10 protein-coding genes are annotated in these 12,475 nt (G+C 59.2%); 5 read left to right on the top strand and 5 right to left on the bottom strand.

Annotated elements, in window-relative coordinates; genetic code table 11:
• Both ENTHG_RS05540 and ENTHG_RS05535 read left to right on the top strand, forming a co-directional pair.
• Positions 1 to 2,776 (top strand): virulence factor SrfB (locus ENTHG_RS05540; protein WP_071825811.1); only part of this gene is annotated, 2,776 nt, incomplete at its 5' end.
• Positions 2,773 to 4,947 (top strand): virulence factor SrfC family protein, encoded by a 2,175-nt coding sequence (locus ENTHG_RS05535; RefSeq protein WP_044175597.1) that lies wholly within the window; start codon positions 2,773 to 2,775, stop codon positions 4,945 to 4,947. The genes ENTHG_RS05540 and ENTHG_RS05535, both read left to right, overlap by 4 nt.
• 49 nt (positions 4,948 to 4,996) lie before the next feature.
• On the opposite strand, the gene yiaK is transcribed toward ENTHG_RS05535, so the two are convergent.
• From yiaK to ENTHG_RS24035, 3 genes are all read right to left on the bottom strand, one after another.
• Positions 4,997 to 6,022: a 3-dehydro-L-gulonate 2-dehydrogenase gene (gene yiaK / locus ENTHG_RS05530; protein WP_044175585.1), complete on the bottom strand. Its 1,026-nt coding sequence runs from the start codon at positions 6,020 to 6,022 to the stop codon at positions 4,997 to 4,999.
• Between the two features lie 180 nt (positions 6,023 to 6,202).
• Positions 6,203 to 6,376: a GhoT/OrtT family toxin gene (locus ENTHG_RS05525; protein WP_044175577.1), complete on the bottom strand. Its 174-nt coding sequence runs from the start codon at positions 6,374 to 6,376 to the stop codon at positions 6,203 to 6,205.
• A 99-nt stretch (positions 6,377 to 6,475) separates the two neighbouring features.
• Complete coding sequence (locus ENTHG_RS24035) at positions 6,476 to 6,649, bottom strand: GhoT/OrtT family toxin (protein WP_071825809.1); 174 nt, start codon at positions 6,647 to 6,649, stop codon at positions 6,476 to 6,478.
• A gap of 197 nt (positions 6,650 to 6,846) precedes the next feature.
• On the opposite strand from ENTHG_RS24035, the gene ENTHG_RS05520 reads away from it, so the two are divergent.
• Entirely contained in the window at positions 6,847 to 7,290 is a 444-nt protein-coding gene (locus ENTHG_RS05520; RefSeq protein ID WP_044175569.1) for an ECs1072 family phage-associated protein, read from the top strand.
• A 117-nt stretch (positions 7,291 to 7,407) separates the two neighbouring features.
• Entirely contained in the window at positions 7,408 to 9,204 is a 1,797-nt protein-coding gene (locus ENTHG_RS05515) for a thiamine pyrophosphate-requiring protein (RefSeq protein ID WP_044175562.1), read from the top strand.
• 42 nt (positions 9,205 to 9,246) lie between these two features.
• Here the strand turns inward: ENTHG_RS05515 and ENTHG_RS05510 are convergent, their stop codons facing one another.
• Complete coding sequence (locus ENTHG_RS05510) at positions 9,247 to 10,473, bottom strand: zinc-dependent alcohol dehydrogenase (RefSeq protein WP_044175554.1); 1,227 nt, start codon at positions 10,471 to 10,473, stop codon at positions 9,247 to 9,249.
• A 255-nt stretch (positions 10,474 to 10,728) separates the two neighbouring features.
• On the opposite strand from ENTHG_RS05510, the gene ENTHG_RS05505 reads away from it, so the two are divergent.
• Positions 10,729 to 11,349: a hypothetical protein gene (locus ENTHG_RS05505; RefSeq protein ID WP_145973637.1), complete on the top strand. Its 621-nt coding sequence runs from the start codon at positions 10,729 to 10,731 to the stop codon at positions 11,347 to 11,349.
• Positions 11,350 to 11,424: 75 nt separating this feature from the next.
• On the opposite strand, the gene ENTHG_RS05500 is transcribed toward ENTHG_RS05505, so the two are convergent.
• On the bottom strand, positions 11,425 to 12,475 hold a 1,051-nt coding region (locus ENTHG_RS05500; protein WP_044175539.1), incomplete at its 5' end, for a gamma-aminobutyraldehyde dehydrogenase.

Raw genomic sequence — 12,475 nt, 5'->3', positions numbered from 1 at the left:
CAGAGGCGTTAAGCCGGAGAGCACCCAGTCGCTGCACCACTCGCTGGCGGTACTGGATGGCGTCTGGCTGCCGCTGCCTTTTTTGCGTTTTAATCCGCCGCGCACGTTTGTTGAGGGGCCGGATAACTGGGCGCGGGTGCAGATCCGCAAACTCAGTGCGCCGGACGGCGCAGGCAATACCCACCGCGTCACCCTGGCGCTCGACAGCCAGATCAACGGCACCTCCCCGGCGGCCCTCGCGCCGCAGGAGAACGATATCCTCAACGGCACCCGTTTCGCGCTGGCCTGGCGCGATAACGAAGTGGCCGACTTCCTTGATCAAACCTGGGTTGATGGCTGGCTGCGCGAAGCCTTTTTACAATTTGCCCAGCACGAAGAGAACCGCAGCGAGCGCGATATCGCCCAGGCGCTGCGTGGTTTTGAATATCAGGCGCACTGGCTGAACCTGCTGACCCTGCTCGGCTCGCAGCTGGTGGTGCCGGAAGTCAAAATTGTGACCCATACGCTGAGCACGCCGGCTATCCCGGTGGATTTAATCCTCGATGTCGGCAATACCCACACCTGCGGGGTGATCATCGAAGATCACGGCGATGCCAATGACGGCCTGCGCCAGACGGCAGAGCTTTCGGTGCGTTCGCTCAGCGAGCCGCAGTATCTTAACGAGCCGCTGTTTACCAGCCGCCTTGAGTTCTCCGAAGCCCGCTTCGGCAAACAGCATTTTTCCGTAGAGAGCGGTCGTGAAGACGCCTTCGTCTGGCCCTCGATTGTTCGCGTGGGCGATGAGGCGCGCAAGCTGGCGACGCAGCGCCTGGGCACCGAAGGCAACAGCGGCATCTCCAGCCCGCGCCGCTACCTGTGGGATGAAACCCCGGTATTGCAGGACTGGCGCTTTAGCCAGATGAACAGCAAAACCCAGCGCGAACCGCTGGCGACGGCGTTCCCGCTGATGAACCTGATGAATGACGAGGGGCAGCCGCTCTATTCGCTGCCTCTGGACGAGCGCCTGCCGGTCTTCTCCCCCCAGTACAGCCGCAGCACGCTGATGACCCATATGCTCTGTGAACTGCTGGCGCAGGCGCTCGGGCAGATCAACAGCGTCGCTACCCGCCTGCGGCTGGGCTTCCCTGCCTCGCCGCGCCAGCTGCGCACTATCATCCTTACCCTGCCGTCGGCTATGCCCAAGCAGGAGCGGGAAATTTTCCGCCGCCGGATGTTTGAGGCCATCGCGCTGGTGTGGAAAGCGATGGGCTGGCATCCGCAGGATGAAGATTTCGCCAACCGCAAACAGCAGGAAAAGAGCGTCGTTCCGGTGCCGCAAATCCATATGGAGTGGGATGAAGCAAGCTGCGGCCAGCTGGTGTGGCTCTATAACGAGGCGATTTCGCGCTATGCCGGGCAAACGGAGACCTTTTTCGCCTCTCTCGCCCGCCCGGACAGGCCGGAAGCTCCCGGCGCGCAGCCAGGGCGTTCGCTGCGGGTGGCGTCCGTGGATATTGGCGGCGGCACCACCGACATGGCCATCACCCACTATCAGCTTGATGATGGCGCAGGCAGCAACGTTAAGATCACGCCGCAGCTGCTGTTCCGCGAAGGCTTTAAGGTGGCGGGGGACGATATTCTGCTCGATGTTATCCAGCGCTGCGTGCTGCCCGCGCTGCAAACCCAGCTGCAAAAAGCGGGGATTACCGATGCCGCATCGCTGCTGGCGACGCTGTTTGGCGACTCCGGGCGCTTCGACACCCAGGCCGTGCTGCGCCAGCAGACCACGCTGCAACTGTTTATGCCCGTCGGGCACGCCATTCTGGCGGCCTGGGAGGCCAGCGACATCAACGATCCGCTGGCGGGCCTGTACGCCACCTTCGGCGAACTGCTGACGCAGCTGCCGACGCGCAATGTGATCAACTATGTAAAACAGGCGATCGACCACGCCCTGCCCGCCGGTTCGCCGGAGTTTGATCTCCTGAGCGTTCCGGTACAGGTACAGTTCCGTGAACTGCAGGAGGCGATGCTGGCCGGGCAGTTTACGCTCGCCTCGCCGCTGCATGCCGTCTGTGAGGCCATTAGCCATTACTGTTGCGATGTGCTGCTGATTACCGGGCGACCGGGCTGCCTGCCCGGCGTACAGGCGCTGATTCGCCACCTACAGCCGGTGCCGGTAAACCGCATGGTCTGGCTGGATAAGTACCGGGTGCATGAATGGTATCCGTTTAGCCAGCAGGGAAAAATCGGCAACCCTAAATCCACCGCGGCGGTGGGCGCGATGCTCTGTAGCCTGGCGCTGGATCTGCGCCTGCCGCGTTTTAATTTTAAGGCGGCGGATATTGGCGCTTACTCCACCGTGCGCTATCTCGGCGTGCTGGATAATGTGGTTAACACGCTGCGGGATGAAAACATCTGGTATCACGATATCGATCTGGATAAACCCGGCGCAAAGCTCGACGCCCGGCTTCACTTCCCGCTGCGGGGCAACGTTACGCTGGGCTTCCGCCAGCTGGCGAATGCCCGCTGGCCCGCCACGCCGCTCTATACCCTGAGCATCAACTCGCCTGAACTGGCGAAGATTATTGCCGGTGACGGCGTGCTGAATGTGCGGCTACAGTTTAGCGGCGGCAGTCGCCAGCTCGGGCCTGAGTCGTTTGCGCTCAGTGAAGCCTGGCTGCAGGACGGCACCCCGGTTCCGGCGGATGCCCTGACCTTTAAACTGAATACTCTGGCCGACCGCCGTCACAGCGGCAGCCACTACTGGATTGACAGCGGGAGCGTGTACCTGAAATGAGCGCAAGCATAACCACCACTCAGGCTATCGGGGCATGGATCGATGACAACCGCCGCCACGCGCCGCTCCTTGACGATGACGCCGATGCGCTGCTGGCCCGTCTGTACGCCCTGAACGCCCAGGCGCAGGCTCTCGACGCCCTGGCGCAAGCCCCCTGCACCATCGGGTTATATGGTCACTCACAGGCGGCAAAAGCCCACCTGCTTGCTGCCCTTTGCGGCAGCGAAGGCGGCAGGCTGCTCGTGACCCCCGGCGAAAAGACGCTGGACTATTTCAGCCATCTTAATCCAGGCCATACGCTGACCAATATGGCGCTGCGCTTTAGCCGCCTCGGCGCCATGCTGGACGACAATTTTCCTCTGCGCCTGCGTCTGTTAAGCGAGGCGGAACTGGTCCAGCTGTTTATCGCCCATGCCCAGGCGCAGCCGGCGCTGCGGGTGGTGGAAAAAAGCGTTATCGAAAGCCGTCTGGCAAAATGGCGCGCGTTACGCCAGCCCAACCCGGTACCCGGCATGACTGCCGACGATGTAGGCGCTATCGCCCGCTTCTGGCGCGGGGTGACGCCCTCGACGCAGCAGCATATGGACGACGCGCTGTGGTATCAGTTTGCCTGCCTGCTGCCGTCGCTGGATCTGAGCGCCCGCGCCAGCGCCTGGGCGCTGCTGTGGGGCGAACAGCAGGAGCTTACCCAACAGTGGCTTAGCCTGGCGCACACGCTGCATCAGACCGGAAACGCCGCGGAGCTGGCCGCGCCATTAAGCCTGCTGGTTGATAATTTTGCCCTGCCGACTGAGGGGTTTCTGACGCCGGGCGACCAGGCGCATGAGGCATTCTCCGGTGAGGTGGTGGTGCACCCCTGGGCACAGGCACAGTTACAGAATGCCGTCAGCATTCCCGTTCCCACGCTGGCCCTGCTGACGAAAGAGCTGGTGCTGCCGTTGGCGCACTGCGCGTTCGACGGGGTCGATATTCTGGACATTCCGGTCCCTGCGCCGCAAACAGGGCAGCCTTTAGGAAACAGTAAATGCCGCTGGCTTCTGGAAAGTTATCGGCAGCAGATGCAGCCGGACGTCCTGCTTATCTGTAACGCCACCGCGCACCGCCCCTCAACGGCGACGACGGCCAGCGCGTTACAGAACTGGGTCAAAGAGACCCAGCCTGGCCAGGAGGCGGCGCTGCCTGGGCTGGTGTGGACTATCACCCCGCAGGACGCGCGTTTTAACGGCGGGCAAAACCTCGATGAAGTGGTACAGCAACTGGTGGGCAAGCCCGGTCAGTACTGGGGCACGCTGCAGGCGCTGGACGCCAGCAGTATGCAGCGCGTGCTGGAGTGGCTGGCGCAGGCGACTACGCCTGCGCTGCGGCAAAACCGCCTTGCCGCCCTGCGCGAGCGCCATCTGCAGGCGCTGCGCGAACTGATGCAGCCCTGGCGTCTTGCCTCCGGGCAGGAGAGTATGGATCAGCGCACCCGCGCCGAAGCCGTGGTGCGTGAACTGCAGGCGCAGGCGGCCCGTCACGGTGAACTGCTGGAAGGGCTTTTGCCGGAGATGCAGAAATTTGACGCCCTGTGGAAGGTTCAACAACCCCGCGAGGAGCAGGTCAGCGGTTTATTTAATGAAGCCATCGACCTGTTTAGCGAAACGGAGGCGTCGACAGAACACGCCACCGCTGCCCGCGATGCGGGGCATCAGGCCCACGCCATGTGGATTAACCACCTGCGGGAGTGGAGCCGCAACGACGATAACGCCCGGCGGCTGGAGCTCAGCCCGGCGGCGGTTCGCCAGATGGCGGAGATCATTATTGTCAGCAGTTACCGGCTTAACCTGCCCGGGCAGCTGCAAAAGATCATGCAGCAGGATACCGCCTGTGCCGCGCAGCTGTACGCCGCGATCGGTAACTTCATCGCCTGGCTGGGCTATGCGGACTGCGAGGAGACGCAACGGCCTGCAAGCCGGGTGCAAAAAGGCAGCGCCATTTTCGCCACCCCGGCGGCCGCGGGAATGGAACGCCTGACGCGCTTAGGCGAGCAGCCGCAGCACGCCGCTACCCGTTATGTTTACGACTGGCTGGTTGCCCTTTACACCCGGGCGAATGAAAATGCGGGGTATCGCCATCCGCATGATGTTTCTGCATCGGCGCGCAATGCCCTGAATACGCTGTTAAGCGCTTAGTCAGCCCCCTCGCCCTCCGTAATGGGTCAGGGCGAGGGGTGATTGACTGTTACCCTGCGCTTATTTTTGCCAGCGCCTGAATTTCCGCCCACACGCCGTCATCAACCGGAATACCGTTGGCGCGGAAATTAACCCGGTTACGCTGCGTGGTTTCACCGGGATAGCGCACCTCGCGCGTGCCTTCCGCCGGGGTGGAGGCGTTAACGTACTCCGCTACGCTGGTAGCCATCGCTTCGCTGAACGCCTTCCCGCCAAAATGTTGCGGATTGAAGACCATAAAGACCTGGCTGGCCCCGGTACAGCTGCCCTGCTGAATTTTGTCGATTTCATTGGTCGGCGAGCCTGCGGTCAGGAATGCCGCCATCGCATCAAGCATGATGGCCAGACCGGAACCTTTCCAGTAGCCGGTGGGCAAAATGCGCATCGACTCTTCGATCGGGCCGGGCACATCCGTGAGGTTGCCGTCTTTATCAAACCCGCCGGGATAAGGCAGCTTTTCACCTTTCAACCGCGTGACCTGCAGCTTACCGTAGGAGTACTGCGACATCGCCATATCCAGTACCAGCGCCCCCGCCTGCATAGGTACAGCCATCACGAACGGATTATTACCGACCCGGGTGTCTTTTGCGCCCCAGGCCGGCATACAGGACTCGGTGTTGGTCCAGCAGATCGCGGCATAGCCCTTCTCTACCGCTTTCCAGCCGTAGGTGCCGCCGCGCATCCAGTGCGTGGTATTGCGCAGCCCGACGATGCCGACGCCGTGCTCGCTCGCCAGCGCCATCGCCCTGTCAACCGCGAACAGCGCGTTGGTGATGCCGATTCCGCGCTGGCCGTCATAGATTTCAATACTGCCAAAAGACTTAACGCTTTCCGGCTCGGCATCAATGTTAACCCAGCCCTTTTTCACATAATCCACAAACCGGGCGACACGGTTCAACCCATGGGAAAAAACGCCGTCGCAGCTCGATTCGCAGTGGATTTGCGCGCAGATATCCGCCTGCGATTCTGCCAGCCCGGCATTGAGAAATGCCTGCTTAACGGTCTGTTTCATCTCATCAAACTGTACCAGCGACATGCTTTATCCTTCCTGTTTTTCAATGGACTCCATAACTACCATACAAGTATTTTTAATTTAAACCTTGTCGGACTTCACAAAAAAAGAGGCGATACGATTGAAGGCGGAACCGGGGGAAGCGTGCGGACATAAAAAAGCCTGCGGCTAAGGGGCAGGCTTTTTAAACAATAAGTTCAGGCGTCAGAAGAGTGAAAAAGCCAGCGCGACCGGAAAGCTGATAGGCCAGGTCGCCCCAACCAGACAGGCGCTGAGGGTTTTCATCGTGCGCGTCTCTTTTGAGAGAAACCAGGTAGCAATAGCGCTCAGTACCGCCATCACCGCATAAAAGACCAGCATTTTCAGGTACAGATCCATCGTTTGCCTCCTTTCCATGGAAAACTTACGTCTTCTATGTTGCGCTTTCTTTAAGGCAAATTTTGTCTGCGCCGTCACGTATTTACATGCGGGCTGCAATCAGAACAGCGAGACCAGTAACGCCACCGGAAAACTCATCGGCCAGGTTGACCCCACCAGGAAGGCGCTCAGGAAGCGGATGCGCTTACGATCGCGCGATAAAAACCAGGTAATCACGGCGCAAAGCAGCGCCATCACAGCGTAAAAGACCAACATTTTTTGATACAACGACATAGCCACATAAACTCTGCGATAACAAACCGTGCGCAATATGCGCGTTTTGTTGACGCAGATCAAGTTTTATTGCCTTTTCGTGCGGTGCAAACAGAGGGGATTACCGGATGAGGTCATTTCGCAGCGGCAAAACTAAAGCGCGGCACAATGCTGCCGATGATAATAAGATGTCGTAATCATTTTTCAGGGTTCCCGTTATGCAAAAGTTTGACGAATTGTGGCAGGTCATCGAAACGCGAGTATGTGAAAACAACGATATTACTCAACAGGAGCTCACCAACGACGAGAGCGCTCGCGGGAACGCCGCGCGCCAGCGTATTGCCCATATATTTACCCTGGAGGTGTTGCTGTCGCGCCATCGTGATAAATATGGCAGCCCTTATATGTCGCTGGCAGGCGAAGAGGCGCTCTGGCATCTTATCTTCAAGCGTACCGGCTGGAAGCCGTTCGAGATAAAACAGCTCTCGTTTAGCGACGCCATGTTTGTTATCGCCGAGCTGTTCCGTGAAGAGAACCTGCCGGCTGACGTGCGCGGCATTCTGCGGGCGAATGGCCTACGCGACCAGGCCTACTCCCTGTACGAGTTCTCTGAAAAAGACTGGGCCCCCCGGGAAAACGAAAATATCCTCAAAGGGAAATAGCCTGTCAGGGCAACATTGCCCTGACAAACCTGCCCCGACCTGCGCGCGCTTTGCCCACACCCTGTTGATGTCAACTACCCTTAGATAACGGTTAGATGACACAACAGAGGCGAAACAATGGCAAAAATGACCAGCGATTTTTTTATCGAATGCCTGAAAGCGTGGGGCGTCACCCGGATTTACGGCTATCCTGGCGATGGCATCAACGGCGTAATCGGCGCACTGCAGCGCGCGGATAAAGCAGGCGACGGTATCGAGTTTATTCAGGTGCGCCACGAAGAGATGGCCGCCTTTATGGCCGCAGGTCATGCCAAATTTACCGGCGAGCTTGGGGTCTGCCTCTCTACCGGCGGCCCTGGCGCTACCCATCTGTTAACCGGCCTTTATGATGCAAAAATGGACCACGCGCCGGTACTGGCGATTGCCGGTCAGGCGGAGGCGACCGCGCGCGGGGCCAGCTATCAGCAGGAGCTGAACCTCGACCGCGTGTTCGCGGACGTCGCAAACTTTGTGCAGGAGGCAGCCGCCCCAAGCCAGGTGCGGCATCTGGTAGATCGCGGGGTGCGTATTGCGGTGGCGCAAAACGGCGTGACCGTGCTGATACTCCCGAAAGATATTCAGGATGAACCCTGGCAGGCGCCGCCCCACGAGCATGGTTTCACCCATTCCGGCGCCGGGTATCAGCGGCCTAAAATTGTCCCTTACGACGCTGACCTGCAACGGGCTGCGAAGGTGCTTAACGCCGGTAAAAAGGTCGCCATTCTGGTGGGGGCTGGCGCGCGCGGCGCAGCGGTGGAGGTGGTACAGCTGGCCAATGTGCTTGGCGCAGGGGTAGCGAAAGCGCTGCTCGGTAAAGATGTCCTACCTGACGATGCCCCTTTCGTCACCGGCTCGATTGGTCTGCTCGGCACCAAACCTTCTTACGACATGATGATGAACTGCGACACGCTGCTGATGATCGGCACCGGTTTTCCGTGGACCGAATTTCTGCCTGAAGAGGGCAAGGCGCGGGCCGTACAGGTGGATATCGACCCGGCTATGTTGGGGCTGCGCTACCCGGCGGAGGTCAATCTGCACGGCGATGCCGCAGAAACCCTGCGCGCCCTGCTGCCGCTGTTGACGCGTAAAGAGGACCGCAGCTGGCAGGAAGAGATAGCGCTGGGGGTGAAAAAGTGGTGGGAAACGCTGGAAGAACGCGCGATGGCACCAGCGAAACCGGTCAATCCGCAGCGCGTGGTGTGGGAGATGTCGCCGTTGTTGCCTGATGATGCGATTGTCACCTCCGATTCCGGCTCCTGCGCCAACTGGTTTGCCCGCGACTTTAAAGTCAAACAGGGGCAGCGCGCCACGCTCTCCGGCGGTCTTGCCTGCATGGGGGCCGCGGTGCCCTACGCAATTGCCGCCAAGTTTGCCTCGCCGCAAAAAACAGTGGTCGCGCTGGTCGGCGATGGCGCGATGCAGATGAACAACATGGCGGAGCTGATCACCATCCAAAAATACTGGCAGGGCTGGAGCGACCCGCGGCTGATTGTCTGCGTGTTCAATAACCAGGATCTGAACCAGGTGACCTGGGAGCAGCGCGTGATGGAGGGAAATCCCCGTTTTGAGGCAAGCCAGGACATTCCTGACGTTGGCTACGCGCAATTCGCGCAGTCGCTGGGGCTAAAAGGCATTTTTGTGGACGACCCGGAGCGCTTGCAGAGCGCCTGGCAAGAGGCGCTGTCGGCAGACCGCCCCGTGGTGCTGGAGGTGAAAACCGACCCGGAAGTGGCCCCCTTACCGCCGCATATCACCCTAAAACAGGCTAAAGCCTTTACGGCTTCCATGGCGAAGGGCGATCGCTCCGCCGGAAGGATTGTCGCTGACACCGCAAGCCAGCTTTTTAGTGAGATCCTGCCGGGTAAAAAATCCTGATATCAGGCGGGCCGGACGGCTTTCGCCCCCGGCCCTCTGACCTTATTGCGAAGGCAGCAGTTCCGTTTTTATCCAGCCCGGCTCGCGTTTATCGAAGCTTTCATAGGCGGAAACCACATCCGACAGCGGTTCGACCTGCGTCAGCACCTGTGTCGGATCGATTGCGCCCATGCGCACCAGCTCCAGCAAGCGCGGGATGATGGCGTGATGGTTACAGTTGCCCATTTTCATGGTCAGGTTTTTATTCATCGCCATACCAATAGGGAACGTCTGGGCGGTGGGCGGATAGACGCCAATAATACTCAGCGTTCCGGCCTTTTTCAGCGCCTGAATCGCCCACTCCAGGGCCTGCGTTGGCGCATCGCCCGGCACCCAGTTGCCATTATGCGCATGGCGATGGTCATAATTTTCCGGCGCCACCTCCTTCACCTCTTCACGGTACTGCTCCGACTTCTGCCCGGCCTCTTCTGCTGCCGGGCCATGATGGGCGTGTTCGCTGTCTACGCCTACCGCGTCAATGGCAATGTCCACCCCCGTGCCGCCGGTTAAAGTCTTAATGGCGTCGATCGGATGCTCTTTTTCAAAATTCACGGTGAAAGCGCCCTGTCTACGCGCCATTGCCAGCCGGTCATCATGCGGATCGATAGCGATAACCCGCCCCGCCCCCATCAGAAATGCGCTGGCGATAGCAAACTGTCCGACCGGGCCGCAGCCAAACACCGCCACGGTATCGCCGCGTTGGATACCGGCGATTTCCGCGCCAAACCAACCGGTAGGGAAGATATCGCTGATCAGAATGGCCTGCTCATCAGTGACCTCTTCCGGCACTTTTACCAGCGTATTCGACGCAAACGGAATACGGGCCTTTTCCGCCTGCAGCCCGTTGATCGGGCCGGTGGCTTCCGGGCCGCCGAAGAAGCTGGTGCCTGCTTCCGGGCCGTTAGGGTTGGCGTTATCACACTGGGCGGTATTGCCGCTGCGACACGGCGGACAGTAGCCGCAGGAGAGCGTGGAGCAGACCACCACCCGATCGCCAATATCAAAATTGCGTACCTGATCGCCCAGTTGTTCGATGATACCGACTCCCTCATGGCCGAGGATGGTCCCTTCTTTCATGCCGCTAAACGTACCGCGAATAAAGTGCAGGTCGGTGCCGCAGATTGCCGAAGCGGTTAAGCGAATCACCGCATCGGTGGGCTGTTCGATTTGCGGTTCGGCCACATCATCAAGGCGGATATCGCCGGTTGCGTGCCAGACGAGAGCTTTCATACTGTCTCCTCTTAAGTGGGTCAGAATGGCGTTACGCGGGCGGCGTTACCGCGCCCCCGCACGCTCAGCGTCAGGAAAGTATAGTTAGCGATCGGCGTTATCAGGCGGGGCGGCGGTTTAATTAATCATAAATCTTATGGGTTTCAGCGCGTTATGCCGCTGTACTGTCACAATGAACGCTGTATTATTGATCTGATGAATATATTTCGCGCCGCACAACGCAACTACAGGCGCTTACTTAAAATGAGAAAATTTATGAGTTCAGATTACAAAGGCAAGAATATTTTTGGCGCTGACATCTATCAGGGTTCTGATGGTATCTATCACAATAAAGAGGATGCAGACAGAACATACCGTTCGGATTACAAACGCGATAACGAATACTCGCAGCCTGCCCCAATGTACAAAAGCCCGGACAACCCGTATCAATCCCAGCCCTTTTCCACGCCTGTCTCAGGCGGCCCGCATGTCGGTATGTCTCTGGTGACAAAAAACCGGCTGGTTGGTATGGCGCTGGGCCTTATTGGTACATGGGTGATAACCTGGTTACTGGTGGGTTTGCAAGGCGGCCTGCATTACCCCGGCGTACTGTTCCGTTTTTTATACCTGGTCTCATTTGTTTTCCTCTGGCCTGGCCGACTGCTGGCGGGACTGATGGCCGAAAATGTCATCCCCGGCTTTGCGCCGCTTTATATGGCTCTGCCGCTGATCAATTTTTTCTGGCTTTGCCTGCTCGGGAAAGTTGTGCTTAAAACCGGCAAGCTGAAAAAGGTGTTCGGTCTGAAGGCGAAAGGCTACAAACAGCTGTCGTGGGTTAAGGTGGCGGTAATGCTTTTAGCCGTCCAGATCGTGCTGGCCGCGGCGGCAAAATTGTAAGCGATTCGTGTAATAAAGGCGGCTAACGCTATGTTCCCCTCACCCTTTTGGGATGAGGGGTAGCCGTGCCACAGTTTAGTGTTTTATCATCACATGGCGCACCACGGTATAATCCTCCAGCCCGTAGAGGGACATATCCTTGCCGTAGCCGGAAAGTTTCTGCCCGCCGTGGGGCATTTCGCTGACCAGCATAAAATGGGTATTCACCCAGGTGCAGCCGTACTGTAGCCGGGCGCTCAGGCGGTGAGCGCGGCCCACATCCTGCGTCCATACCGATGAGGCCAGCCCATACTGCGAATCATTCGCCCACGCCAGCACCTCTTCTTCCTCATCAAATACCGTCACGCTGACCACCGGGCCGAAAACTTCGCGCTGGACAATGGCGTCTTCCTGTTTTGCCCCGGCCAGCAAGGTAGGCTGGAAGTAATAACCGGCTCCGTCGCGTTTCGCCCCGCCGGTCACTACGCGGATATGGCTCAGGGCTTTTGCCTCCTCCACCGCTTTACTCACGCGCTCCAGATGCGCCGCTGAACTTAATGGCCCCAGCTCCGTGCTTTCATCTTCCGGCGCACCCATTTTCAGGCTGGCGACCGCCGCGCCCAGTTTCTCGACCAGCCGGTCATAAATGCCTTTTTGCGCATAGATACGACAGGCGGCGGTACAGTCCTGCCCGGCGTTATAAAAGCCGAACGTTCGCACCCCTTCCACCACGGCATCCAGGTCGGCATCGTCAAAGACAATCACCGGCGCTTTGCCCCCCAGCTCCATATGGGTGCGCTTAATCGAAGAGGCCGTATGGCCGATAATATGTTCCCCGGTGGCGATAGAACCGGTCAGCGAGACCATGCGCACCTTTTCATGACCGGTCAGGGGATCGCCCACCGTTTTCCCCCTGCCAAAAAGCACGTTCAACACCCCGGCCGGGAAGATGCCCTGCGCCAGTTCGGCCAGCTTCAGGCATGTCAGGGGGGTGATTTCCGAAGGTTTAATCACCACGCAGTTGCCCGCCGCCAGCGCCGGAGCCAGCTTCCACGCCGCCATCATTAGCGGATAGTTCCAGGGGGCGATGGAGGCGACCACGCCCACCGGATCGCGGCGGATCATCGAGGTGTGACCTTCCAGATAC

Source organism: Phytobacter massiliensis JC163 (assembly GCF_000321045.1).
Taxonomy (GTDB): domain Bacteria; phylum Pseudomonadota; class Gammaproteobacteria; order Enterobacterales; family Enterobacteriaceae; genus Phytobacter_A; species Phytobacter_A massiliensis.
This window is presented reverse-complemented; position numbering and strand designations above follow the sequence as displayed.